At 62.2% G+C, this 26234-nt stretch carries 18 protein-coding genes; 10 read left to right on the forward strand and 8 right to left on the reverse strand.

The window, feature by feature from the left end:
- Positions 1–581 precede the first annotated feature (581 nt).
- From ACFP2T_RS37540 to ACFP2T_RS37555, 4 genes are all read left to right on the forward strand, one after another.
- On the forward strand, positions 582–839 hold the full coding sequence (locus ACFP2T_RS37540) for a hypothetical protein (protein ID WP_377430603.1): 258 nt from the start codon (positions 582–584) through the stop codon (positions 837–839).
- A 59-nt stretch (positions 840–898) separates the two neighbouring features.
- Positions 899–1807: a helix-turn-helix domain-containing protein gene (locus ACFP2T_RS37545; protein ID WP_377430604.1), complete on the forward strand. Its 909-nt coding sequence runs from the start codon at positions 899–901 to the stop codon at positions 1805–1807.
- 565 nt (positions 1808–2372) lie between these two features.
- Entirely contained in the window at positions 2373–3938 is a 1566-nt protein-coding gene (locus ACFP2T_RS37550; protein WP_377430606.1) for a PD-(D/E)XK nuclease family protein, read from the forward strand.
- A gap of 14 nt (positions 3939–3952) precedes the next feature.
- Entirely contained in the window at positions 3953–4723 is a 771-nt protein-coding gene (locus ACFP2T_RS37555) for a hypothetical protein (RefSeq protein ID WP_377430609.1), read from the forward strand.
- Here ACFP2T_RS37555 and ACFP2T_RS37560 read toward each other — a convergent pair.
- Entirely contained in the window at positions 4720–5928 is a 1209-nt protein-coding gene (locus tag ACFP2T_RS37560; protein ID WP_377430611.1) for an ImmA/IrrE family metallo-endopeptidase, read from the reverse strand. The genes ACFP2T_RS37555 and ACFP2T_RS37560 overlap by 4 nt on opposite strands.
- A gap of 219 nt (positions 5929–6147) precedes the next feature.
- Entirely contained in the window at positions 6148–7290 is a 1143-nt protein-coding gene (locus ACFP2T_RS37565) for a hypothetical protein (protein ID WP_377430613.1), read from the reverse strand.
- A gap of 316 nt (positions 7291–7606) precedes the next feature.
- Here ACFP2T_RS37565 and ACFP2T_RS37570 point away from each other — a divergent pair, with 316 nt between their 5' ends.
- The 3 genes from ACFP2T_RS37570 to ACFP2T_RS37580 all read left to right on the forward strand — a co-directional run bounded on the left by ACFP2T_RS37570 (position 7607) and on the right by ACFP2T_RS37580 (position 13258).
- Entirely contained in the window at positions 7607–7849 is a 243-nt protein-coding gene (locus tag ACFP2T_RS37570) for a helix-turn-helix domain-containing protein (RefSeq protein WP_377430615.1), read from the forward strand.
- 161 nt (positions 7850–8010) lie between these two features.
- Complete coding sequence (locus ACFP2T_RS37575) at positions 8011–11793, forward strand: NACHT domain-containing protein (protein WP_377430618.1); 3783 nt, start codon at positions 8011–8013, stop codon at positions 11791–11793.
- Positions 11794–11899: 106 nt separating this feature from the next.
- Positions 11900–13258 (forward strand): hypothetical protein, encoded by a 1359-nt coding sequence (locus tag ACFP2T_RS37580; RefSeq protein WP_377430620.1) that lies wholly within the window; start codon positions 11900–11902, stop codon positions 13256–13258.
- A gap of 19 nt (positions 13259–13277) precedes the next feature.
- Here ACFP2T_RS37580 and ACFP2T_RS37585 read toward each other — a convergent pair whose 3' ends face one another.
- Together ACFP2T_RS37585 and ACFP2T_RS37590 are read right to left on the reverse strand one after the other, a co-directional pair.
- A complete protein-coding gene (locus ACFP2T_RS37585; protein ID WP_377430623.1) occupies positions 13278–14096 on the reverse strand; it encodes a hypothetical protein in 819 nt (272 codons plus the stop codon).
- A 10-nt stretch (positions 14097–14106) separates the two neighbouring features.
- The gene (locus ACFP2T_RS37590) at positions 14107–18456 is read right to left on the reverse strand and encodes an AAA domain-containing protein (RefSeq protein ID WP_377430626.1); all 4350 of its coding nucleotides are present in this window, start codon (positions 18454–18456) and stop codon (positions 14107–14109) included.
- A 546-nt stretch (positions 18457–19002) separates the two neighbouring features.
- On the opposite strand from ACFP2T_RS37590, the gene ACFP2T_RS37595 reads away from it, so the two are divergent.
- Positions 19003–20709, forward strand: coding sequence for an AIPR family protein (locus ACFP2T_RS37595; RefSeq protein WP_377430628.1), 1707 nt, complete (start codon positions 19003–19005; stop codon positions 20707–20709).
- 157 nt (positions 20710–20866) lie between these two features.
- On the opposite strand, the gene ACFP2T_RS37600 is transcribed toward ACFP2T_RS37595, so the two are convergent.
- From ACFP2T_RS37600 to ACFP2T_RS37610, 3 genes are all read right to left on the reverse strand, one after another.
- On the reverse strand, positions 20867–22090 hold the full coding sequence (locus tag ACFP2T_RS37600) for an L-histidine N(alpha)-methyltransferase (protein ID WP_377430631.1): 1224 nt from the start codon (positions 22088–22090) through the stop codon (positions 20867–20869).
- A 1369-nt stretch (positions 22091–23459) separates the two neighbouring features.
- Positions 23460–23648, reverse strand: a complete 189-nt coding sequence (locus ACFP2T_RS37605) for a DUF397 domain-containing protein (RefSeq protein ID WP_377430634.1) — start codon at positions 23646–23648, stop codon at positions 23460–23462.
- On the reverse strand, positions 23641–24495 hold the full coding sequence (locus ACFP2T_RS37610) for a helix-turn-helix domain-containing protein (RefSeq protein ID WP_377430637.1): 855 nt from the start codon (positions 24493–24495) through the stop codon (positions 23641–23643). The genes ACFP2T_RS37605 and ACFP2T_RS37610 overlap by 8 nt, the downstream gene beginning before the upstream one ends.
- A 260-nt stretch (positions 24496–24755) precedes the next feature.
- On the opposite strand from ACFP2T_RS37610, the gene ACFP2T_RS37615 reads away from it, so the two are divergent.
- Both ACFP2T_RS37615 and ACFP2T_RS37620 read left to right on the forward strand, forming a co-directional pair.
- A complete protein-coding gene (locus ACFP2T_RS37615; RefSeq protein ID WP_377430639.1) occupies positions 24756–24929 on the forward strand; it encodes a hypothetical protein in 174 nt (57 codons plus the stop codon).
- A gap of 11 nt (positions 24930–24940) precedes the next feature.
- Complete coding sequence (locus ACFP2T_RS37620) at positions 24941–25399, forward strand: hypothetical protein (protein WP_377430641.1); 459 nt, start codon at positions 24941–24943, stop codon at positions 25397–25399.
- A 362-nt stretch (positions 25400–25761) separates the two neighbouring features.
- Here the strand turns inward: ACFP2T_RS37620 and ACFP2T_RS37625 are convergent, their stop codons facing one another.
- On the reverse strand, positions 25762–26208 hold the full coding sequence (locus ACFP2T_RS37625) for a hypothetical protein (RefSeq protein WP_377430643.1): 447 nt from the start codon (positions 26206–26208) through the stop codon (positions 25762–25764).
- Between the last annotated feature and the right edge of the window lie 26 nt (positions 26209–26234).

Here is a 26234-nt window from a genome sequence, read left to right on the forward strand (position 1 = left end):
TAGGTCCCCTGGCAGCAGTCGCAGGTGTATCGGGAGCTTAATCATGATCAGTAACAGCTTCCATTGCCGCACGCGCGCGGCGTTTCCTCGCCTAGCCAACACTCCATGTGGAGCACAGCGCGGCTATATCCAAACGTCCGCTCAGCGGGGGCCAGCAGCCAGCCCTGACGTCTGCCGGCCTTTCCACACGAGGCACCGCCGCCGCGAGGTGGCGGCCGCCCGAGCAGCGTCGGTCCTGCGGATCCTAACAACATTGTTGGCCCTCACCCCGACCTCCGGAAGCGGACGCGAGGTCTACACCGTGTGTTCGGAACACCCGAATCGAACGGGCAGACCGTGCACGGGTTCTGTTCCACTCGTTCAGGCAGCTACGTTCGGGCACCTGTCGGGCAAACAGGTCAAAAGTCTCCGAACGACTCGTACAGGTGTTTGCGAACGCAGAGTAGCTAGCCCGCGAGTGTCCACCTTGCTATTCCTATTCACGGGGAGCCGCACAGATCGTGCGTCCGGGGACTACCGGTCAATTGATTGGGCGAGGGCGGCGACCCGACCTCCCTCACCCCTACCACAAAGGAGTCTTGTTGGCGCCCACAGAGTTCAACCCGCCTGACGTGCCCACCTGGGCGGCGCTGGCACTGGTTGGTCTACTGAGCTGCTTCGTGCTCGCCTGCGTCCTCTGGCCGCGGCGATACCCCGCCGTGATCCTGGTACTGATTGTCGTACTGATCTTCATCGTGCTGCTGGTCTCCGTGGGCGTGGAACCGTTGGTGATCGTCCCGCTTGTTGCCGTCGCCGGCGGTGTGGCTGCCCGACTCAGGCCTCGAAAGCAGGAGGGCTGAGCTCGGTCCTGGACCCGGACTCCGGCAAGAGTCCGGGGCCAGGACCAGCGGAGACAACGATGTCAAAGCAGATCACTACCGCAGGCACCCCGGACGACAACGTGGCCAGGTTTGGGAACGACCTGAGCCTCTTGCGTCAACGAGCGGGGAAGAGCTACGGCGTCATAGCCAAGAGCAGGCACTTTTCAAAGAGCGCGGTGTACGGCGCATGCCAGGGCCGGCACCTTCCGTCGGCGGCGCTGGTCAGGGCGATCGTCGAGGAGTGCGGTGACGACCCCGAGACCTGGGTTGCCCGCCGCAACAGCCTTGCCAAGGCCACCGCGAGCGAGGCCAAAGGAGCTATCCACAGGTCGTCGGCTCGCGACCAGGGGGTGGATCCGCCCAATCCCCTGGACGCTACGACACCAGCGGAGTACAACGCGGCGCTTGACCGGCTACGCGAGTGGTCCGGCCTGACCTATCGCGATATTGGGGTCATCGCCAAGGAGTACCCGCGCCCGCTCGCTGCATCGACGCTCTGCAGCGCGCTGAAGCGCACCACGCTTCCCGGGCGGAGGATCGTGACGAGCTTCATGCGCGCAGTCGGCCTTGATGACCAGCAGCAGGCGGTCTGGCTGGAAGTCTGGCATGCGCTCAACGCCAGGAAGCAGCCGGCGAGGTCCGTCGGCGCCGCGTTCGGTGACGAGCCGTCCGAGTCGGAGAGACCTTCGGAGGGAGTCACACCGACATCCGCAGCCGGAGACACAACAGACTCTGGCCAGTCAGTTGCCCTGATCAAGCAAGCGCCTAGCCGAGCATCGAGTCGGAATGACGCGGCGGACGAGAAGCGACGAGGGCTTCGAGGCGTTCCTCGTACCAGCTTTGACTGGAGCGCGATGAGCGCCGGGCAGCGCGCAGTCGTGGTTGCTGCCATCTTGGTGATGGTTCTGATCATGCTCTACCTCATGCGACCGACGAGCGGCGGGTAGGGGGCGACATCCATTGTCAACACCTTTCCGCCGATGTGGCTGAATGTGCCGCCCGGAAGACAGCGAATGAAAGTTATCTACAACCACCACCATCATCGCAACGCCAACAACGGACGCCGTGTACCCCGGAGGTCGATGGATGCACTTTCTTGTACACCCGATGCCCATCGAGTTAGAACAAACGTACTAAGTCCACTGTGGGCGCATCGCGAACACCAGTTCGTTATACATCACATCGCGGCCAAACCATTCACGACGAGACTGGGCCTGAGCAGCGCCTATGCCGGGCAGCAAAGCCATGAAACACGCACACCCAAGGTGTTTGACCCACAGGATAGAGTCACGTAGGCAGGATCAGATCGGTATTTAGATCTGCGTGAATTGTTGCCAGCCCGAACATTCACAGCACCGTCTAGAATCGACCCGTTGGCGAAGATGCAGGTGAACCGGGGAATAGCCTGCGCACGATTGCAGTTGCTGTCTGCGACAGCGACGAGCGAGGCAGGATCAGGCATTGGACTGGAACCCCGGGATACCCCTCCGGCGCGACGCAAAGGTTTATCGCGTGGGCGCCACGGACGCCGAGAGCGTTATGCGGGAGCAGTCCTGCCGTCTGCACCTGGCCCTGAAGGCCAGGCCAAAGACCAAGCCCGACACAGGCGACTGGGCGGTTCGAGACGGACCGTTCATGCTCAAGGCGTTGATGTCGGCCATTGAGCGAGTGGAACGGCATCTGAGCAGGGGTGTTGCTATCGACGAGGCGGTCCAGCTGGAGAAGCGGGCCTTCGTCGACCAGCACGACGGAGCGCGGCGCTTCCTGGAGCACGCCCTTGAGCAGTACTACGCCTACCACGAGGCGCGCCAGGAGCAGCTGGGCCGTCTCCGCTTCGTCGAGTCCTGGATGAAGATCCAGGAGAAGCCCAACGCGACCCTTGCCCTTTGGGGGACGGTCTACGACGGGCCAGGAGGCGTCCGTGAGGTCCGGCGATTTCGGACCACCCCGGCGCGTAAGCAGATCACGGCCTGGGCGTACATCGCCGCCCGGGTGGCCGCCCGCCGTCTCGTCCGCGAGCCCGTCCAACGCATTTGGGTCACCGAGATCGGCTTGCATGACGGCATCGAGTCCCACGTCCTAAAGGGCATCACTCCCGAAGAAGCTGACAACCTCTACGAGCGCCACGGCCGGGAGGCGGCGCTCGCCGTGGTCGAGGGCGGCTCGTACCGCCCCGGTCGTGACTGTTCCAGTTGTAGGGCAACGAGCGTTTGTGACGCCCTGATCGCGCTACCGGGCTTCCTCCAGTCGAAGGGGCGGGGCCCTTGGACGAGGTCACTCTCAGCCTCGGATCTTGAGCTGCATGACCAGTGCCCCTCTCGGTGGTACATGGAGCACGAGGCCCATCTGCCTCGAGATGAAGAGGGAAGCGAGTTTCAGCGACGAGGGCGGGCAGTCCACCGCTGGCTGGTGGCAGCACACGCGCGCGGCCAGGCCTGCACGGCCGAGGACCTACCAGCACCAGAGAGGGGCATGCCCCTCGTAGGCGCTGACGTCCTTGATCCACGGGACTACGAGCTTGCCCACAGCTTCCTGCGCTCGCACGCTGCAGTCTGTCCTCACTTGGCTGAGGGGATCGGGCACTTCGTCTCGGAGCGGACCCTCTACGCCTTTGACAGTGCGGCCGACGTCGTGATCGCCACCAAGGCAGACGCAACCTGGTTGCAGGGTGACAGGCTCGTCATACGCGAGGTCAAGACCGTCCAGGCACTTCCGGAGGCCGACCGGGACGCCATCTTCAGTTGGTTTCTCGCAGTCTCGTGGGGACTCGTCGCGCTCGATGCTGGCGTTGCCCGGCACTTCGGGGCGACGCGGGGCGAGGTGCAGCTCGAACTGCTCTCCCCCCACGGGGCGGTGGTACACACCTACTCAACTGACGATCCCGAGCTCATGGCGATAGCGCGAGGCCGGATCCGTCGTCTCGGTCGACGGTGGTTGGCCGACACAACCTGGAGCCCGCAGCCGAGCGCCGGATGTACCCAGTGCTCAGTCCGCCGCTGGTGTGTGTCACGGGACGATTGGGCCCACCGGCCGACCGGCGCCGCTGCCTCGCTACCGGCTGCTCCCGTCTTTGCCTGACGAAGGGAGACGTGGTGTCAACGGAGCTGAACAAACCATCACCCCGCATGATGCCCCCACGCATCAACCGCGTTCCCCCGGCTTCGACCATGCCGGAGCGCCGGCATGCCTTCAGCCCTGACATCCCGCGGCGAGGGCTGCCCCAATCCGTGGTCTTCGCAGATGCCGGTGTCTTGCTCTGCGTGTGCGGTAGGCAGACGTGCATCGTACACTTCGCAAACCATTACTCCGGGCGGCTACGGATCGCTGATTGCGTTGAGGACGAGATTCGTCGACTGGCGAGCCCCAGCGGCGGCTACACGAAGGACGGCCGTCTGTATTCGACTGCTAGGACGGCGCAGTTCCACATTTTGGATGCCGGGATCGGCGTCATCGAGCCGAGCGAGGCCTGCGATGCCAGGATCTTCGATCAGGTGCACCGTCAATTGGTAGAACTTGCCGAGCGTAACGGTAAGGATGTCGCGGTCGGATCTCACCTCGGCGAGGCGATGTCGATCGCGCTGTGTGTGCAGCGATCGCGAGAAGGCAACAAGGTGATTTTCCTCACGAACGACGGCGACGCAAGTCTTATCGCCGAGGCATACGAGGTCCCTGCTCGACACTTTGGACACGTACTCACCGAACTCGTATGCGCCGGAAAATACCAGCCATCAGAAGCGTTCGAGATGTTCAGTTACACCCAGGAATTTTCGGGCGTTCCGATGGGAGCGCGACCGACGGAAGTTGCTGACCTGGCATGCGTGTCGGCCGATGCCATCTGCCTCAAGTGCGACGCCCTCACCTAACCCTGCGACTGTAGCGAGCCGCCACCCGCGCCGTATCCCTGCTCCTGCAGCTCCTGCTCGACCGCCAGGACCTCATTTGGGCGTCCCAAGACCCGAGCCACTACTCGGACGCCGACCAGTCGTTGACGATACGCGTCAAGAACCATGGAAAGCATCCAATTCGATGCAGAGGGCTGGTGCTGGGACATGCGCTGCTGATCCCACTCGGCCCCAAGACGAGCCTGACGCATGATCTGCTCGATGCTGCAACCAGGGAAGGTGTAGGGCACCAACCGGTCGCGCGGAACGCCTACGACTTCGACTAATGTCCGCACGCTCGCCTGCCTGCTCAAGCCGAAGTGCATCATAAATTTAGCGAGCGGAACACCAAGGCCATCGACGGCCCGCCTCGGCCCATGCTCCGACCAGAACTCACGTACCGCAGCATCGGGTGCCAGGAAATGGCGTGCAAATATCTCGGCACGATACTCGACTAGATCCTGCTCATCATAAGATTTCTGGTTGATGAACAATGATTGGTCGTCCCGATAGAGTAGGTGGCCAAGCTCGTGAGCTAATGTGTATCGCTGACGACCCCACCAGGTATCACTGTTTACAACTACGACCGCCTGCCAGGCATCCCGGGACGTGTCGCGTACCGTAATGCCTTGTATCGCCTTCGGCATCGGCTCGAAGACCACAGCCGCCCCAAGGCTTTCGAGGAGCTCTGCCAGGTCGCCGACCGGCTCCTCGTCCTCGATGCCTAACAAGTCTCGGAAGCCTTCAGCAGTGCGGATAGCGGCGTGCTTTTCATAAGGATCGCGGGCCACTGCACGTCGAGCGCGGGCTGCCGCAGCGCTCGTTCGCGCCGCCTCCTGCGGATACCAAGAAAGGAGAAGGCCCAAGTCAGCCAGAGCGTCCTCGGCACGACGGCTCGCCGCACTGACCTCGTCGATCGAAACATCCACGCTCGATCTAAGGGCAACGGCCAGGTTCCGCACCGGAACATCACCGACCAAGACCGCGAGCGGTATGCCGCTGAATACCGCCAGCTGGGCTAGCTGCTGTCGGCGTGGTTCAACCTGCCCAGCCAATGCATCTGCGAGCCAGCCACCACTGGCCGGTAGGCCGAGCTTCCCGTACAGCTGATCAACCGATTCCACTTTGACGGCAAGCGCTTCCCGCAGGCGTTCCGCCCACTCCGGCAACCCCTCAACCTGACTCATCGCTACCTCTGCGTCCCAGCGGTCACGTGTGGTAGTTGGTCAATAACGGCTTTGATGTCAAGCCTACCCGCACCGTACGACAAAATCACCCTCAGTGTTCGCCCATACCGCTGAACCGCAACTTCCTCGCACTGCCTGCACGTGCACATGCACAATACCCAAGAGCAATGATCGTTAACTTACTTTGTCGTGGTTTAGGCGTTATCTGGGGCGGCACCTCTACCTGCTTGTGACTGAAGGGACCACGCAGGCCGGCCCAGTGGATGGACTGACCTCGTCTTCCAACACCCATACGAAGGCCACTCCTGCCTTCGGGCGCACCCATCCATCGAAGCTCACCGCCACGGACGGCGATGACGCGGACGCCGATGACCGGCTGATGCGCGGCTGCTGAGCACTGGAAACGTAGTCAAGGACGTTGACGTGCCGGATGCCGCAGCCGCCGTACCAGAACTCCACCTTCAGCCCCTTCGTGGGGCGGGCAATGTCCAGATGGAAGAGGTGGCCGCTGCGCTGCACCAGCGCCTGGTAGGTGTAGCTGATGGCAACCTCACGCGAGTCGTTCGCGAGATCTTTGCCGAGGGTCACTCTGTAGGAGTGTCCCTGATCGTGCATCGCGTGGCGTAGCCGGCGCGGCCTGCCGTCCGCGGTGAACTGCACAAGGCGGAAAGCCTCCAACGACGCAGCGTCGAGTCCTCGCAATGGTTCGAAGTACCACGCCTTAGCCACGGAGGGATCGCGTAGCAACTCTCGGTAGCGATCAGGGTGGGACGCGCTCGCGAAGCGGAGCACCGGCTTTATAGGTGGTACCACCTTGTACTCATGGCGCACCGTGGCCACGAGCATCGCCCCTCTGCCCGAGGCCGGCCCCCGCATCCAGGGCGCAAGCGCGACGGAGACCTGCAGGTCGTACCAGCACTCAGCCGCCCTCAGGAGCTGCTCTCGAATATCGGCGTAGGTGTCGGTCGCCAAGGCAGAGTTGCCGACCCGGGCAGTGAGACAGTTACCGATGATGCGGTCGAGAGTCTCAGGCGAGGCCACGTTCGCGAGCCGCTGCGGCTCGAAAGCGAAACCATCAACGACGGCGTCACGGATCGCCGGCGCCTCATCGGCCAAGACCTGGCGCAACCGCCGAGCAGCCCGCGTCTCGCCATCCTTCCGGTCGACGTACTCGAACAGGATGGCTACAAGACCGGTGGTAAGCAACGCCGAGCCGAAGTCGCTCACAGGGAGGCGCTTGAGCCAGGCCACGCCGCCGTCCCCCGAACTCGCCAGCAGGAGAAGCGCGGCTCCAGCACCTGTACACAGAGTGGCAAGCAATACGAGTTTGGTCCGGTAGAGGCGGTCAAGCAGATTGTTCATGTTTCATGATCAAGTATAGCAACCCGGTCAAGCCGCCCAGTTGCGGCCGAGACGAAGGACCCCGTGCGTCGGCCGCAGCACGGGGTCCTCGTGATTGTTGCCTGCAGGCACGTAGCCCTGGGCAGCTTGGCGTTAGCCGCCGGTGCCGCCCCCGCCGTCTTCTCCACCGGTTTGGATGCTCATACGCGCCACCTCCTTCGAGTACTGCAGAGCGGCCGCGCAGCGAGAGTAGCAGGACGCAGCGTCATGGGACGCATAGTCATGGGACGCATCGTCTCTGGATCTAGGCGCTTGAGACGTATGAAGTTGGGCTGCCATGGCAAATCAGCCCATATCCGAACCAGCCCAGAAGTTTGGCGAACGCGTGCGCGCTCGCCGGCACGAGCTTGGGCTGAGCCAAGAACAACTGGCCGACAAGGCCGGCCTCCACTGGACCTTTGTCGGGCAGGTCGAGCGCGGGAGACGAAACATCAGCCTGCACAACCTCTTGAAGCTGGCTACCGGTCTAGAGATCGATCCGGCGGAGCTGGTTCGAGGACTACGCCGGCCAACCGGCTGACGGGCCATTCAGTCTCAGAGCTTGATCGTCCCGCTGAATTGTGATCCTTTGGGACCGACACGCCCCACCTGGAGGGCCTGACGTTTGGGCGTGCGTGGGTAGTCAGTTGTCGCGCTGGCGGGTCTCTAGACTGGGAGCAACCTCGGCCCGAAGGACCCGCGTTGACGACCCCTTCTGTTGATCGACACGTCCAGCATGCCAACGACGAGGACATCCCTTTGGACCGGGAAGGCTTCCTCGACCTGGATGGCACGACAGGCATCATCTTGGTGAGGGACCTGGCCGGAAGCTCAGAGAGCTTCGTCCTCCTCGCCTCGGGTGGCGTGGGCAAGTCTACGGTCCTGAAGGAACTGCGAGCGTACGAGGACGGTTGCGTGGTCGATCTGCGTGACCGAGAGAAGGCAGAGATTGGCCAGGTCGTGGCCGAGGCAGTCGCCACAGGCAGGCCCATCTACCTCGATGCGCTCGACGAGGCCGTCCCCGGGGAATCTGGGTTGTTTCGAGTGCTGGGTCGGGAAATGTCCAGGCCGGAAGCCCAGAGCGTTAGATGGCGTCTCGCCTGCCGTCCGGCCGCCTGGAACGGCGCCGCGCTCCCTCCCATCACCAAGCTGCGGCTCCTGCCACTCACTCGCGACGCAGCCCGGCAACTGCTGGCCTCGATCAAGGTCGAGGAGGACTTCCTCGATGCGATCATTACGACCGGGCCTAGTCGGCTAAGCGGCTCGCTCCTGCACTTTGTGGCTGCGGCCAAGCGATGGCAAGAGCAGAGGCGCCTTCCGGCCCGACGGGTGGATGCCTTGGAATACGAGGTCGCTCGTCTCCTCGCGGAACGGGAAGACGAACGCCCGCCCCTCCGGGTTCCAGCGGACTTGCGGCGGCGAGCGGCGGGGAGGCTGGCCGCGATCACTGTGTTCTGCGGGGCAGGCCGTCTTGCCTTCCGTACGGACCCCGCCTCTTCGATCCTCGCCATCTCCGATCTACCGTCACGACCCGAGCCGGACCGGCCGGACGCGACTATTGGCCGCGAGGTGTACGAGGAAGTCGTGGCGAGCGCGCTGTTTGACGCTGTGTCCGACAAGACCGTCGCCTTCCGCCACCAGGAGTACGCCGACTACTTAGCAGCGAGGTACGTGACGGACCGCTCACCAGTGCGCGCCCAGCTCGCGGTGCTGCTCGGCCTGGCAGACGGCGTCCTTCCCCAGGCCATGTCAAGCATCGCGGCGTGGTTGGTAGCCCTGCGGCCCGATCTCACCGACATGCTGATGCCGGCCAACGCGCTGGCGCTGGCGGAGTCGGAGGTCGATCTGCCACCGGCCGCTCGCGAGGCCGTCGTCACAGCGTTGTTGTCGAACGCGCAAGCAGCAAACATCCGTCCTGAGCGGGGGCTAGACCTATCTGCGCTCGTTCATCCGGACCTTGAACGTCAACTCAGCGAGCACGTGGCGACCGGTATGCAACACCCTGCCGAGGTGTGGTGGGTCTGCCGGCTCGCGCTCGCCGGGCAGGTGACGACCATCGCCTCGGAGGCGCTCGCGATGGCGCTCAACCCGCGGTGGCTCCCCTGGGCCCGTCGAACCGCAATCGCCGTCGTCACCGAGCTGGGGACCGACGTCGAGCGATCGGCCCTGCGGTCTCGGCTGGAGCTCGACGAACAGGCAGACCCGGATGACGAACTCCGCGCCGGACTGCTCGACGGGCTCTACCCGCAGGCCCTCGCAACGACCGAACTGCTCGCGCTGCTGACGCCGCCCAGGAACCCCCGCTTCATCGGCCATTACCAGAAATTCCTCGAAGACTTCGTCGGTCGGGTGCCAGCAATCGATCTGCCGGAGGTGCTGGCGTGGGCAGTCGCCGCAGTAGCGGGCACCGTGAGTACGGATCGGCACTTCGATCGGCTGGCCGTGCGTACCGTCGAGCGGGCGTTCGCCTTCTCCGATGACCTCGCGGTAGGCGACGCGCTGGCGGAAGCCCTGATCCGCCTGGTTTTCCGCCTACGCCGGCCATGGCCGTGGGCGCAGGACGACGTTCGGCGCAGGCGTGTCGCCATCGCGGTCGCCGAACGGCTTGACGAACCTCAGTGGTACCTCTTGATCCGTACGGGATTGATAACCGAGAGCGATATCGCCTGGCTACTAGACCAGGCCGCATCACCTCTTACGAAGGCCCAGGATGTGCTGGTCAAGTGCCTTCACCAGCTCAATGCAAAGGCCGCTGCTACTCCCGAAGAGCCAAACGATGACGAAGAGGATCAAGAAGAAAGCGATGCCGACGGAGAGGCGCACGAGCAACTGAAGACAACGATCTCCCGTGCGCAGGATGACGTCACCGCCTGGTGGCTCGTCAGCCTGGCGCTCGCTACCACGGGCTCTTCGTGGTGCAGTTGCGACCTAACCGAACGGCCAGGCTGGTCCTTACTGGACGAAGACGACCGCAAGGAGGTCCTCGATCTTGGTCTTCGGTACGTCCTGACGCACAAGCCGGCACCCGACGAATGGCTCGGCAAGGCAAAGGTAACTCGGGCTGTTCTGCGTGACTGGTCCGGGACTTACCTGCTGACCACACTCGCCAAACATGACCCCGGCCGCCTAGGCGCCGTTCCATCGGCAGTCTGGTCCACCTGGGCCCCGGTCATCGCTGGCGCCTGGGCCCACGACCGCAGAGAGCTGTTGAAAACCCTGGTCGCACTCGCGCCAGCATCAGCGAGGGCTGCCATCCTCGAAACCCTCCGACGTGTCCTTGAGCTCCGCGAAGAGTGGAGCCCATCGCCGCTCTACGAGGTCTTCCTACCGGAGCTTGTTCCGGTGTTGATGGAACACCTCAGACAGCGCCGATACGCCGACGACCAGAATGTCAGCGTGCTCAACTTCCTGGTGGAACATGCACCAGCGTCAGCGACGGAAGCTTGCCGGGATCTAGCGGTCGACGACGGATCCATGCTTGCGCGCGAGGCGCGGCGTCACCTGGCCGCAGTCGAGCCGGAGGCCCTGGTCGACCAGCTCACCGAGCACGTGGCGGATCGCGGCACACTCCTCGCCCGGGTGCAAGGCTTGGATCCGGAGCGGCTGGACGACGGACGGCTTGCCAGACTCGCTCGGCTGCTATTCGACCGCTTCCCCTTCGACAGTGATCCTCCCCTGACCAGCTACTGGGGCGATAGCCCCGAGCACGACACGGCCAGGCTCCGGAACGTCACCGTTCAGCTGTTGTCCATGCGTGGCCTCGTCACTGACCTGACGCTACTCGCCACGAGCCGTTCGCCGATCGAGCGGGAGTTCATCGGCGAGCACTTGCGTCGAGCACGGCAGGTGGTGGCCGACAGCACCCTCGCTCGCCCCATGCCCGCTCAGCTGCTGGATCTTCTGGGCCGTTCGGACGTACGGCTCATCCGCGGCGCTGGGGACCTACTCCAGGTTGTTCAGGATCATCTCGGCGAGTTGCAGCACTATCTCTCGCGCACCGGCGGCTTCCGCGAGTTGTGGTCGTCCGACGGCAAGAAGCCGGCCAGCGAGGATGACGTCTCCGACTGGGTCCGGCGCCGATTCATGGAGCGCCTCGGTGGCGGCAGCCTCATCGACCGGGAGATCCAGGTAGAGCGCCGTAAGATAGCTGGTGTCGGCACGCGCATCGATCTGACGGTGAGCGCCTCCACCGCGACCGCACCCGTCGCCGCCGCTCGCGTTGTCGTTGAAGCCAAGCTCGTCGGCAACCGTGAGTTGCTCACGGGGTTGCAGGACCAGCTCGTCCAGCGCTACCTGGAGGCCGACGGTCTCCAACACGGCGTCTTCCTCGTGTACTGGGTGCGGTGCGACCAGCGCCCGACCAAGTGGAGCAAGGTTCACCCAAGCAAGGAGCGACTCGTCGACGAATTGCAGCAATTGGCCGATGTCGTCGCGCCGCGATACCAAGTCCGGCCGTTCGTACTTGACATTAGTTGGCCTACCTGAGCCTCCCGGCTTAGGGCGACTGGGCATGCTCCCAGCCGGGCTTCTGCCCATACCTTTCCGGCGGTAGAGTAAACCAGAACATCGCGACCTAGTGGCAGGGAGTAAGGTGCGGACCGTTCTTGTTCTTGGCGCCGGTTTTTCATACGCCATCTCGCCTAAAATGCCCTTAACGGACGAGCTGGGTAACCTCATTCGCGGCAGGGTCGCAGAAGTTTCCACCCGGATGCCGCGTGCCTTCACGGGTGGCTACTTCGAGGCTTGGCTGTCACGGCTCGCTGAACCACAACCGGACCTCACTCCCGCCCAGAACGCTACGAACTATGGACTGTTCCTGCAAATCGCCGCCGAGTTGCACCGACTGTTGCAAGAGCGCGAGCTAGCAGTGTTGAGTGACAAACCGCCATGGTGGCTACAGCGCCTTGTCGGTTTGCTGCATGCAACCCGGACAACCGCGATCACGTTTAACTATGACACGCTGGTCGAACGGACCGCTCCGTACCTGATGCTCAGTGACTGGAAGGAGCATGGGTTCGCCAAGCCGTTCAATGTAGTTCAAGAGATCCCGCCGTCTCTCCACCGCAGCGGATGGATCGTTGATCGCGGCGCTGCTACCTTCCGCCTTCTGAAGCTTCACGGTTCGCTCGATTCGTACTGGGTTCAGAACGACAGTTCAGGGGCAACTATCAGCCGTCGCGACGATTTGGGTACATGGGGAACTGCCAAAGCTGTCGACGAACAGCAACGCCGTCGACAACTCCCCGGCCGCGAGCCGTACATCGTGCCACCAGCAGCGGCCAAATCGGCTTTCTATACTAACCCTATTGCGCGCGAGTTGTGGCGTTCCGCAGCCGAGGCCTTGCAAGCAGCTGATCGAATCGCGCTGGTAGGGTACTCCATCCCGCCTACGGACTTGGTGACCTCGGGCATGCTCGCCGATGCCCTTGCCGCTGGCGCCAAGACGGTCGAAGTGGTGAATCCCTACCCGGAGGAAATTGTTGCCCGCCTCGTAACGCTCGGTCAGCCCAAGGGCCAGATTCACCTGGTGACGGGCGACGAGGCGATAAAGCGCTATACCGATCAGCTTGAGCTTGAACAAGGCCGGCGCCTGGTCGACCTCCTAAAGGTGGCGGATCGCGCATCGAACCTGCTGGTCGCCACCTCGCCGCATCGGGCTGCTCGCGTGACCTCAGTTGCCGTCAATCGCCAGGTCGTCGAGTTACATATTACAGAGATCGGGAACACCAGCAGCACGACCGCAATGGACCCCAATGGCGACGCTCCGATCGTCCCCGTCATGGCCCTTCAGGCGGCTCTAAACGCGGATCGTATCGCCCAGGTGCGCTATGTGTCCGGCGAGGTCGCGACGATCGTTGGCGTCGCAGAACACCGAGAGTCGACCGGGCTGGGCAACGGACATTGGACGGTTCTGGTTCCGTCGGCAATGCCGCCACAACGCCGCCCGTAACTTCGAGTCACTGCGGGGACTAGGTTGCCGTCGCTGCAAGGTCGTTTAGCGCCGCGTTGATAACCGGCCAGCACATGCTCACCGTGTCGCGGTCCGGTGCGTGACCGATCTTCAGCTGCGCGTTCGGATGGACCAGGTTGCGGTACTCGCGTAGTTTGCCCGCGAAGCCATGCACATCGGCCTGAATCCACTCTTCCTTGTGCGCGGTCTCGATGAGGTCGTGCAGGCCCCATCTGTCGAGTGGACGCGGAGGGTTGGGCATGCGGGCCTTTAGGGCATCGAGCAGCACTCCTTCGAGGAGACTGCCGAGCATGATGATCGCGCTCGCGTACGCTCCGTTGCGATCGCAGATGCGTGCTTCGGTCAGCCGGCTCTCAAGCACGGCGGCGAGATCTGGGTCGCGCACCAGGTCTGTCATCGACACGTGGAGCACGACGTCTGGCGGATCCTGCTCCTGATCCGTCGAGGGCTTGTAGGGGCGTACAAGGGGTCGTCCCTGGCTGTGAGCGACCTCGAAGCCTTCGGCCGCGAGAACCAGGTTGAGAGCTTGGGTGACCTCGGCGACGGCCAAGGGTTCGTTCCGGTGCACGTACTCGCGCCGGTCAGCCAGTCGGCGGACGACGGCGTCAATGGCGCCTGGGACGTCGCGGCGGGCCCGCAGTTGCTGGCTGAGCCAGCCACGACGGTGGTCGCCGCTGTAGCGAGGTACGTTGTTCCACCCCGCCTGCTGGAGGAGTTTGGGCAGTTCAGCGCCGCGACGGTAGACAAGGCGGTCGTGGTCACCGCAGGCTATGCGGGCGATCTCGTCGAGGGTGTTGTCGTCGACATCTTCGAGCACGAGAGGTCTCCTAGTTGTCGTCTTCGTCGTCGGAGAGGGTGACTGGCGTCCAGCGGACCTGCCGCCGTGGAGCGGCCGAGAGCGATCGAGGTTCGATGCCACGCTGCTGGAGCTGTCGCCAGAGCGGTTCAAGGGCGGCTGCCGGGTCGAGGAGATAGTCGCTTTCGCGGATCCGGACGAACTGCCAGCCGGCACGACGAAGTTCACGTTCACGCTGCAAATCGTGCTGCAGTTCGTCCGGGGTCATCGGCAGGTCGGGCGTGTCGCACTCGACGGCCAGGCGGCCGTTGTCGCCGACAACGACCAGGTCGATGCGGCGGTTGTGCACCGGGTACTGCGGTACGACGGCGTAGCCCTGCCGCCGGAGTTCAAGGAAGAGTCGCTGTTCAAGCAGCGACTGGAAGGGCGGCTGGAGTTGGTCGGGCGTGGCGTCGTCGAGGTCCCGGTCGGTGGCCAGCGCCAGGGGCGGGTGGCGCATGTAGCTCAGCAACGAGTGGCGAAGATCGGTGGCCTTGAGGGTTTCTGGCGGTATGGAAACGAACAGCCACATCTGGTCCCGCGCGCGACTCGCCGCGACGTTGTACCGGCGCTGGGCGGTGCGGCCCGTGATGGCCTGCTTCGCACGGGTGGCCACCATCGAGAGCAGGATGACGTCGCGTTCGTCGCCTTGAAAGTCCGGCGGGTTCCCCACCCGGACCCTGTGCTTCCTGATGTCGGCGGGATCGATTCGCTCGGTCAGCAGGCTTTCCAGTACCTGAACCTGCTTGCCGTTCTGGAGTGCGATGATCCCGATGCTCTTGCCGCGGTACATAGGGTCTTCGATGATCTTCTGAACCTGTTCGATAACCCTCTCCGCCTCGACACGGTTACGGAGGCTAGCGTCGCGGCCCTCCTCCTCAGCACCGTCGACCGGCACCACCTTGAGGGGGTCGAGCCGATCGGCGCCGAACTGGCGCAGCGGGACCAGCCGGCTGTCGTAGAACTGTGCCGACGACCAGCCGATGATCTCCGGCATCGAGCGGAAGTGCTCGGAGAGCCGGACGACGTCTGGGAAGTGCGTGGATAGGAGCTCGTAGAGGTTCGAGGTCGGGCTTAAGCTGTTGCGCAGGTGAAGTGGCAGGCCAGGCAGGTGGTGGTCAAGGCTCTCCTCAACAGTCTTGAGGCCGGTCGTCGAACTGCGACCTGGAGCGCACTGCTTGTCGTCGCCAACCACGATGATCCGCGGTGCCAGCCACAGTAGGAACAGGGCGTCGATCTCCGCCTGGCTCGCTTCATCGACGATGACCACGTCGAATGCGTTCGGTTCCGGTGGGATGGACTCAGCGACGATCGACAACTGCATCACCCAAGCCGGCACCGCCCTGCGCGCCTCCTTCATCGCGTCCCTCGCCGCGGCCAGCTGGCGCTCCTTGTGTCGGCCTTGGCCCTGGCCGTAAGCGCCCATCGCGGTCCTGTATGACTGGAGGGCCTTCCGCTGCAGCTCGGTCATGCTCGCCAGGCAGTGCAAGAGAGTTTGTTTGCCGGCAAGGTCGGCAGTCACCTCCCGAAGCCGCTGCTCCGTCTCGTCGACCCGCTGCTGATAGACCTCATCAGCGCCCGCCTGCCTGGCAACACGGTGGTAAGCGACCGCCTTAGCCCAGGCCCACGCCTGAGGAAACTCTCCGAAGCGTTCACTCCAACTCGGGTCATCGAGAGTCTCGTTCAACCGCTCAGCAAGTGATGGATGCGCTCGGACGAGCCAGTCGGCGAGACTGTCGCAGCGTTTCTGTGCGGCCTGAGCGGTACGAGCCTCATCCAGCCGGGCGCGAGCCGACGCGTAGCGGCCGAGGTCGCGGTCGACGAGCGCTGTCACCAGCTCGGCTATCTCCGGCGCCGCCCGCTCCTGATCACTCCACGCGTCTAGTGTCTCAGTAGTGGCGTTCAAGTTCGCCGCCGCTTGCCTCGCTGCTGCGATGATCGGCCAGTTGCGGGCAAGCCCGACGATGAGGTCCCAATCCGCAGCGCTACGAATCGCGTGCCGGACTCCCTGCCGCCGCAGCAGCTGCTCGATGGCCTCGCGGGCCGTTATGAGCCTCTTGATGGCGGTGACGTTGTGGGCGATGTCGTCGAGCTGTGCGATCCGCCGGCGAAGCGGTCCGTGCATGATCGGCACGCCGTTCGTGTTCCAGGCATCGAGGGCTGCGTTAACGGCGATTTCGGCTTCCAGCACGGTGATGAGCGTTGTCAGCTCGGCAGCGGTCGCGGGCGGAACACCATCGACGGTGCAGACCTGTAGGAGGTCCGTAGCGCTCAGCTGCACTTGGGGCGGGAGGAAACGGCGCAGTCTCCGGCCTCGCGCCAAATAGGCGCGCAGGCGTTTGGCCTGGCCAAGCAGCCGCTTCAGGTTATTGCCGGCCCTGGGCCCGACATCGACGTCGGTACCGTTTAGCGAGGCCAGCGCGTGGAGAGGCACCTCAACCTCGTTGGCCTCGTCAAACAGCGCGTGCCAGTACGCTGGGTTCCGGCGGCCGAGTAGCGCCTGGACTGCCGTCAGCCGCCAATCCGAGGCGTCCCATTCCTCAAGAATGTCAGGCAATCCGCAATCGGCGAGCGCGTCGGCAGCAGCGTCCACGTGTCGTTCGATCTCGACCAGTGCGGTGTCGCTGAGACCAGCCAGTGCCCAGGCAGTCGATCGGCGGTCCGGTCCTAGGACTCGCTCGGCAGCGGCAAGGGCGGTGACTAGGGTGGATATCTGCGAGGGGGCCGGGACAAGTTCTGGACCCGGGATGTGCTGGTCGGCACGGAGTTGACGTTCCGGGGTCGCAGTACGAAGCAGCTCTAGGAGTTGCCGAGCGTCATCCCCGGTCAGCGGCGGATGGTCCGGGGCGTGGGGCGGCAGCGAGTCGATCCAGGCGTAACGGTCGCGGTGCGCGTTGATCGACCGGGCAAGGTCTGCCAACGTACCCGAGTACGGCCGGGCGAGGGCCGGGTGCACCAGGTACTCCTGCTCCCGGAGACTTTGCAAATCGCGGACCGCCTGGCGTAGATCAGCCTCAAGGTCAACGCGGCGCTGCCGTAGCCGCTCGATGTCGAGCTGCAACTGCTCGACACTCGTGGCCGCCGACAGCTCCGACAAAGCGGTGATACTCCGGTCAAGCTCGTCCGCCGCGCCGCGCCGCATGCCGGTCAACAGCACGCAGAGTCGGCGCACCTCTGGCGGCAACTGATCACGGAGCACGCGGAGCGCTTGGTCTTTCTCACTAGTGATCAGGAGGCGCTGACCATCGGCGAGCAGGGCACAGATGAGATTGGCAATGGTGTGTGTCTTGCCCGTGCCCGGCGGCCCTTGCACGACGACCGCGGTATCAGCCCGCAGCTTGTCCAGAACTCTGCGCTGCTCCCCATTGGTGGCTAGTGGCAGCAACGGGTCGGCGCTGACGACTGCCCGCGCATCAGGAGCCAACTCCCGCAGCCAGTGCTGCCGCTGGTCTGCGTCGAGGTCAGTGACGAGCTGGGCCAGCCCGACCGGGGCTTCAGCCTCCGGCTTATCGAGGCTCTCAGCGATAGCGTCGTAGTATCCCGCCAGTCCACTGCGGTCGCGCTCGCGCAGAAATAACGCGGGTGCCAGGGCTAGCTGGGCGACCTCGTCATCGCCAGCTTCCGGCGGCGCCCAGCGCCCGGCGTCGAGGCTGAGGGGTCCATCCCAGCAGCGCTTCTTCCAATCCTCAAGCCAGCGGACCGCATCGGACGAAAACGGGTGCAATCCGCTGATTTCTTCCTCACGCCAGGGAGAGCGGCCCCGCCGTAGATTGAAGCCATCGCCCGCATTCAGGAAGCCACGATCCTCAACGCGAGCCTGCACGTCAACGGGCAGCATCAGCCTGAGCACATCGGATTGCTCGTCTCGATCGATGCTCGCGGACCAAGTCAGCAGATGCCGGCGGACGCTCCAGCGTTCCTCTGCGTACGCGCTGAGCAGGCCGACGCCGACAACCAGCTCATGTGTATCTATCCGCTGGAGCGCTTCCCGCTCCAGGAGTTCGAGCTGCGCGTACCAGGTCCGGTGCACGGCCAGATCACGCTCTTCGTCTGCCCACTGTTGCCAGCCCTCGATCCAGACGTCGTAGGTACGCAAAACCTCCTCGGGCACTGGAGTTTCAGGAGATCGCAATCCAGCACGTGCCTTGATCCGCGGTCTTGTCCGCTTCGGCTGGGTCCATTCCTCCGGATCCAGCCATCTCTGGAGTGTCGGCGGTGGCACCGGAGGGTCCAGCGACGGCAGCGGTTCAACCTCCAATAGCGCCCTCGAATCCGACGACTCGCCCTGCCGGATGACGTCGACGAACCAGTGAACCTTGTTGTCTCCAACAGCGTCGCGCACCTGCCGGCGGGAGCTCCTTACCTGCTCCTGCAGGTAGGAGACCACACCGCGGGTCAACCGTAGGATCTCCGGACTGCTCGGTGATACAGATTCCAACACGCTGCCTCCCCTGGCGAGCCAACACAACAGGATGCATCGGCCACACCACGGTCAGCAACAGCCCCAACGTGAATGAACGCTAGATTTACCAGCCGCGCGGCTTTGACCAGCAATGATCTGCCCAGGAGCCGGGGGACCCGCAACCCGACAACCACAGCGACACGATCGTCTACCGCACCTCCGGCATCGACCAGGATCTGGCCAGACGACCGGTGATGGCCCCCGGCGTCTACCGCGGCAACCCTGCGCAATACCGCGCTGAAGCTCTAGGCGGGCGGCGTTGGTCTGCGGCTCGCCTCAGGCAACCTCGGGCCAGTACGACAGCCCGCCTGCGCTCCGCCCACACCACATCTCTCTTGTCTGCTGGCGGACCTCCCAGCACGCAAGGTCGCGCAACCGGACGATCTCGGTCTGGCCTACGCTGTCCATAGTCGAGGAGGGAACTCAGTGGACCGCATCACGAAGGCGAACATGGAGGCGTTCCGGGCTGAGCAGAGCCTGGGCGACCTCGCGGAGGCCGACGCCTTCGAACTCTTCGCTACCTTCTGCGCCGTGTCTGACTCTATAGACGAGGAGTTCGACATCAACGACGTGCACCTCGGCGGCGGGGACGACCTCGGCATCGATGGCGCGGCCGTGATCGTCAACGGGGTGCTGGTGACCTCGCCCGAGGAGGTGCAAGACCTCCTGGACGTCAACGGCTACATCGACGCGCGGTTCATCTTCGTGCAGGCCAAGACGTCGAGCACCTTCAACGGCAGCTTGATGATGACCTTGTTCGACGGCGTGGACGAGTTCTTCGAAGACGAGCCGGAACTCCCGATGAACGGCACAGTCCAGAACCTGCACGAGGTCATGCAGGAGGTCTACAACCACAGCATCAAGTTCCGCCCGAAGCCGACCGTCACCATCCACTACGTCACGACTGGGCAGTGGGAGAACGACAACTACTTGGTCAAGAAAACCGACAAGCGGGTGGCGGCGCTCCGTAAGAACGGCCTCTTTTCAGCGGTCAAGTTCGTCCCAATGGGCGCAGACGAGCTGCACGAGAGCTACCAACGCAGCAAGAACAGCGTTGTCGGCGAGTTTCAGTTCGCCAGCCGGACGGTTCTTCCCGAGATTGAGGGCGTGTCCGAGTCCTACTTGGGTGTCGTCCCGGCCACCGAGTTCTTGAAGCTTATCGAAGATCAGTCGGGCAGCATTCGGAAGTCGCTGTTCTATGACAACGTTCGCGACTTCCAGGACTTCCAGAACCCGGTGAATGCGGACATCCGGAAGACCTTGCAGGACTCGAAGGCCCAAGGGCGGTTCGCTGTGTTGAATAATGGCGTGACCATCGTGGCGCGTGGCCTTCAGACGGTGGGCAATAAGTTCATTATGACCGACTACCAGGTCGTGAACGGCTGCCAGACGAGCCACGTGCTCTTTCACGAGCGCAACCAGATCGGCCCCTCGGTGTACGTGCCGCTGAAGGTGATTGCCACAGAGGACGAGGATGTCATCAACTCGGTGATCACGGCCACCAACCGGCAGACCCAGGTAACGACAGAGAACATCTACGCACTCGGTAGCTTCCAGAAGAAACTCGAATCCTTCTTCGCCTCATACCCTGGCAAGAAGCGCCTCTACTACGAGCGCCGGTCAAAGCAGTACAACGCCGTGCCAGGCATCAAGAAGGTACAGATCATCACAGTATCGCAGCTCATCCGCGCCTTCGGCGCCATGTTTACCGACAGCCCACATCGGGCGAGCAGGTACTACCAAGATCTCCAAGCGCAGGTTGGAAAGGGCATTCTTAACGAAGATCACAAGCTTGAGCCGTACTACGTGGCCGCCTACGCCTACTACAAGCTGGAGTTCTTCTTCCGCAACGGCAACCTCAGCAGCTACTACAAGCCGTCCCGCTTCCACTTGCTTATGGCATTCCGATACCTCGCCGGCGGCACTCCCATGCCTTCGCTCACGGCCAACAAGGCCGAGGCCTACGCGAACAAGCTGTCTGAGATTCTTTGGAACGACGCGAAGGCTCTGGACTTCTTCCAGCAAGCAATTGCGGTCGTAGACGAGGCCTTGAAGGAGCAACCGCTCACCCGCGACACCGTGAAGGTACAGACGTTCACTACGGCTGTTAAGAAGGAGCTGGGCGTCCGGTAAGCAGCCTTGGACGCACGTACGGCCACGACCAGGGAGCAATACCACGGCAGAGGTATGACCAGCTCAGTGGCCATCCTTGGCCCCGGAGCATGACATCCCGACAAGGCGGACGGCAGGGCCTTAGCCGGGACGGCCCTCGCATGCGGATGCCCGCCTCCTAGTCTTCTTTGGCGCGAGAAACCGTAAGCACGTACTCCATATCGACAGTCTGGACAGCAGTCAGAATATAGAAGTCATTGCGGTCGAATTGGCGGGTAAGGTCCTTGACCGTCTGCTGCCAGCTTCGCCAGACAAGCACCGACTCACCCTTACTGAAGCTTACCGCTCGTCGCCCTTCATCAAATTCGAATTCAATGGTAAGTGCCGTGGTGAAGCGAATGCGCTCATATCGCTGCTTCCGAACCTCATCGAAGCCAAGCTCCAGCTCATAAAGAGACGGATCAATATTAAGTATGTCGATTACAAATCGGTGAATAGGAGGTAGCGGCGACTTTGCCCGATTGGCATTGAAGTCGAAGTATTGACGCGTCACTTCGGTGTCAAGCTTCATCGTATGCACCAGATAATCCTTGGCTCCCATGCTGTCGTGAATACACTGGAGCACTCCATCGGGGTTACGGAAGTTATAGGGTGTTCCGCCGAGTAGCAAGACAAGGTTAATGGTTTCATCGGCATCCGGCTTCAGGTACTCCTCGGCAAGAATGTTCGTGAACCGCTCCCGGCTGATGTCCATCTCGTAACCCTCGAACACTACTTGGTTATCGAACCAGCTCTTTATATTGCGCCTCGCAATTTCAAGCATCTCGGCGCTAATGTCGAGGGCGATGTATCGGCCTAGAATGCCGCGCTCCAACAACCTACTCAAGAAAGCCTTTACCGGCAACGCGTTACCTACGCCAAGATCGACAATATTGACTCGCCTATAACCCGACACCAGGTAATCGAGAAAGCTTTGGCTGATCTCAAGAAGATTAATAGTCCTGTTCATGACATTCGGGGCGTCTTCATTCGCCAGGCGCTGAGCATATTCATCCCAGCTCATTGCGCCACCATCAAAATAGTTGTACTGCCGGGGTATTTCGTGGTGCAGCTCAAGGTTCGTCAACAGCTCATAGATTTGGGACTGGGTATAGATTTTGTAGAACTCAGGCCGAGGGCGAACTACCTTCGCAGCCTTTGAGTTCCGAAACTTCCGCCGCTCCTGAATGAGATCTGCAATCAAGGTGGTGTTGCGGGTCGTGTTGGCGATATATGTCCGGCTGCCCTCAACATGCAGCGCAAGGTCTAGCTTGCCCTCGCGCGCCCCTCTAATCCACTTGCGTACAGTTGACTCGTCAACCTTGTACCGCTTGACTATATCGACATTTCTAAAAAATTGCATTGCGCGTAAATATCCAAAACTCCACTCAAAGGCGGAGCCATAATTTTGTTATTGACACGATACGGTAACTAACCGTACCATACAAATTGAGCAAGCTTACTCACAACAAACAGATGTTCCTGTTACTAAACGTAACATTTCTATAATGAATAAGCAAGGGCTTTTGGGTGTCGCCAAAAGCCGCGTAACCATTATACGATAACGTTGCGAAAATAGGAACTTCATCGGGTTCGAAGCACGTATTGTAAAGAGTTCCGCTTCTACGTCGATAGAGGGAACTAAAGAAAGGGCAACAGCAATGTCAGACGAAAGACCAGCCAACGAAGCGCGCAAGCGCTTTACGAGCAAAACAATAAGTATCGAACCAGGAGGAACGAAACAATTGGCCCTCGGGTCATATTCGTTATCAGATCGCCAGCCACGCTTTGACCTGAGGACTGAGCCCGAGATTGGCGAGTATCTAGGGTCATCCCTAGAGCAATCCTCGCTAACGGGTACCACCCGTTACGTCCTCTTCTACCATCTCCATAACTTCAGCACTATTCCATGTAAAGTAACGGCGGAACGACGGGAAGATGACGGCGACTATTAACACCAGAACGCACCTACCAGAGACTGATGACAGCCAGTCTTCCAGGGAAGTAGCGACTTGGTTCCTTTCGAACCCTCGCCGACAAAGCGTACTCTGCATCATTTGCCATACCTGGGTACCCATGGATGACACAGCAGCCGGGCCGCTTGGGTCAGATTCTGCACAGCGCTTTGTCTGCAACTCCCACTTCCTCAATAGTAGGGATTATGTATACGGACTAGCCGACTTCCTAGCCGCGCAGGGCCGACCGTTGCCGAAACAATTGTAACTGGAGATATAGATGGATGACTTCCATACCGAGCATCGTTTGATTGGAGGAATGAAGAGCCTATCTTGGGACATCGCACATCATTTTTACATGAGGCAGTACGAAGGTAAGGCCATAGTAGTGACCACAAAAGCCGAGGGTCTTCGTGCGGCAGTAGGAAAGCAATGGCATAGGATTGAACGCCAGATCGAACGGGACAAGAACCAGACACTGAATTCGAACCGTATCAGGACGCTTACCGAACAACTTACTTGGATGCGGCGCCTTCGGTTCACATCCAAGCCACCGCAGCAAGCACCGTACGCTGATGTCTTTTTTTCGCCCTACAGCGTTTTCTTGGCACCACCCGTCAAATGGCATACAGTCTATTTGACGTACAATCCGAGGCCAGCAGAACTTGCGGCAATTCAAGAGGCAATGCCGAGGGGTGGCCTTCTAGTGAAGTACAGTAGCTAGCAACCGCCCTCGCCGGACATCGGCAGCAGGGCGGCCATTGGATGACGACGGCATTACCGGCTGAACTTGCCGCCCTTAATGCCTGTGCTGAAAGCATCCCACGCCGCCGGGCCGAAGGTCAGCACCGGCCCTGCCGGGTCTTTGCTGTCACGCACGCCCACTGCTACATGCTGGTCACGTACCTGGACACAGGCACCGTTGTTGCCGCTACGGGTTGATTTGATCCATACGTTCTTACGCATTTTTGGCTCGTTCCTTGATCAATTTGACCGATTCGGCAGGCGAGACCGCCAACGTACGCAGGTGGTCATACACCTGATGCAAGCGGCTGATGTCGCGCGGCGCTTCGAGGAACAGCTCACCGGCCAGGGTTTCGAGGTAGCCAAGCGCCGGTTCGTTCTTATCGAAGGTGAGAATTTGCAGCCCGCCGCTGGCCGCGAGGTGCGCGCCAGCCGCAAAGCGCAACACCTGAAGCGTGACGTTGGGCAGCTTGGCCAGCTCTACGAGGTGGGCGAGTTGGCCGCGCATGACTTCCGGCCCGCCGACATCGACGCACAGCGCAGCCTCGCTGATAATGGCGTGCAGCCGCAAGGGCTTTGGCTTACGGTGCAATACCTCCTGGCGGGTCAGGCGTGCCCGCACCAGTTGCTGTATGGCCTCGCCATCCGTCTCCCTTCCGACCGCGACCACTTCGCGGGCGTACCGCTCGGTCTGCAACAAGCCCGGTACAAGCGTAGGCTCGAAGTTGTACAGTTCGGCCGCTTCTTCCTCGTAGGCGATGAACGTGGCGTAGCGGTTGGACAGCGCGCCCAGCCGCTGCCACCAGCCGGACTCCTTGAGGTCACGCGTCAGCACCAGGAGCGAAGCGCCGGGTTCGCTGTCGATGGGGTGGCCGTAGGCCACCAACAGCTCCATCACGTCGCCGGGGCGGGGCTTGATCTCGCCGGACTCGATCCGGCTGAGGCGTGACGGCGAGCAACGCACCAGCTTGGCCGCATCGTCAAGCGTCAGACCCTTGGCGTCGCGCAGCTTGCGCAGCTCCCGGCCCAGCCGTCGTGATCGCGGCGTGGGCGGTGTGAAGCGGGACATGCCTAAATCCTCCCGCACTTGCTGGCCTCCATCGTAGCCAGGGTCACGGCTGATGCTACGTGGACGCTCCCCGCAAGGGCTTGCCAAGCATCACTTGATGCGCGACCATGACAGCATGTCACACGGCGTGTCCAGCCCGTGACATCAGGGCCGGTGTGGCGCTAGTCATCTCCCCGACGCTGCACCGGCCCTGCTCTCCCAGGCCGAGGCCAGCAGGTAGCGGCAACTGCCTGCTGGCCTCCCACAGCTAGGAGGCTCAGGTGGTCGGCTTTTTCTTCGCGGTCGTCGGCTGCACCCTGTTCGGCTTCTGTGCCGGGCTGTTCGCGTTCAAGGTCAAGACCAGGTGGTGCACCGCCTGCGGTAACACCCTCGGCTGCCTGGCCTGTAACAGCGGCTCACGGGTGCGGGCCGCGAAACATCGGGCGCAACTGTAAGAGGACGGACGATGCGCGTCGACGACCTCAAGCCGGGTGCAGTCCTGGCCATCGGTAGGGCAGCCAGTGTCCAGGTCGGCGGCACCCGCGGCTTCGTCCTCCGCCTTCCCAGCGTGTGCCACAAGCCGACGTACCACGGCTGGGTATGGCTGACCGGCTACGTCCTGGACATGACCGGCGAGGTATGTGGACGGCGGGAGATTTTCGTACAGCTCAGCGGCCTGCGGGTGCTTCCACCCGGCCTCGGCCAACCAGGACGACCAGGAGGCAGCCACATGGACATAACCGAGGGCATTTCGGTGCAAGATCTGGCGCTTGAGCACCGCTTCTACCGAGCTATGCAGTGCTTGGCCGAGCTGGCCTGGCAACGGGACATGACGGTCGATGCCCTGCTGACCCTGACGGAGCTGCTCATCCCCGGCCCCGAGCCGGACAGTGAGCCGGAACCCGCCAGCGATGTCCAGCCCTGATGGTGCCCTCAAGGTTGCAACCTGCCGCTGGTGCGGGCGACCGATTGCCTACTACCGGCAGTGGGGTTGGCTGCACCGTCCCGGCCTCTACCTCTGCCAGTCACCCGATGCGGATGCGCCGCTGTTGTGTGTGGCTGAGCCGGTCGAAGGTTGAGGGCTTCACGAGTTAAAGCGCCTTGACCTCGGACTTTGGCGGGCATGGCACAGTTGATCTTGTAAATATTCTTTGTTACATTGGAAACGAGATGCGCAAGTCAGCAGCAGAATTACTGGTTGCGGGAGGCATGACAGTTACGGCGCTTTTAGGTGCTTGCAGCAACGATACTGAACCCAAGGCTACCTGCACCGTAGCTGCTCCCCGATCACCTCTCTCCGTTCAGGCGACCGCAGAGGCAATTGCCCAACGCATCCTGGCACAGTACGGCAAAGCTAGCCCGGTTGATAGGCAACTCACCGGCAAGCCACCACATAGCATTGCCGTCACCGTCGATACTGCCGGGCCGACCGAAGTAGTACTGCAAGCTCAGGCCACGACAAAGCGGGATGACGGAAAACCCGACCCGCATACCGTCGTAGCCCTCAACCTTGAGGCCACACAAGCCGACGGTTCGCGGGTGAATATCTCGTTGACCAAAATGAGCGGACCCGGTGATCAGTGGGCAAGCTCCTGGAACAAGCCCGTTGAGGCGATGCCACCGAAAGAGCAAGTACTGCAACGTGGAACCGACGTATATCTTGACGGTACTCGCGTTGCCTCCTGCAATCCCGAAGGCACCGCCCTCCGTGTTCGGGATCAGATCGTTGGACAAGCGGCCCTATTGTCCGAACTAGGCCC

This window comes from Plantactinospora solaniradicis (genome assembly GCF_042658085.1).
GTDB classification, from domain to species: Bacteria; Actinomycetota; Actinomycetes; order Mycobacteriales; family Micromonosporaceae; genus Plantactinospora; species Plantactinospora solaniradicis.

Coding starts and splice junctions, on each gene's coding strand:
- ACFP2T_RS37545 (WP_377430604.1), top strand. CDS start 899: ATGTCAAAGCAGATCACTACCGCAGGCACCCCGGACGACAACGTGGCC.
- ACFP2T_RS37560 (WP_377430611.1), bottom strand. CDS start 5,928: ATGAGTCAGGTTGAGGGGTTGCCGGAGTGGGCGGAACGCCTGCGGGAA.
- ACFP2T_RS37565 (WP_377430613.1), bottom strand. CDS start 7,290: ATGAACAATCTGCTTGACCGCCTCTACCGGACCAAACTCGTATTGCTT.
- ACFP2T_RS37570 (WP_377430615.1), top strand. CDS start 7,607: ATGGCAAATCAGCCCATATCCGAACCAGCCCAGAAGTTTGGCGAACGC.
- ACFP2T_RS37600 (WP_377430631.1), bottom strand. CDS start 22,090: ATGCAATTTTTTAGAAATGTCGATATAGTCAAGCGGTACAAGGTTGAC.
- ACFP2T_RS37605 (WP_377430634.1), bottom strand. CDS start 23,648: ATGCGTAAGAACGTATGGATCAAATCAACCCGTAGCGGCAACAACGGT.
- ACFP2T_RS37610 (WP_377430637.1), bottom strand. CDS start 24,495: ATGTCCCGCTTCACACCGCCCACGCCGCGATCACGACGGCTGGGCCGG.
- ACFP2T_RS37620 (WP_377430641.1), top strand. CDS start 24,941: ATGCGCGTCGACGACCTCAAGCCGGGTGCAGTCCTGGCCATCGGTAGG.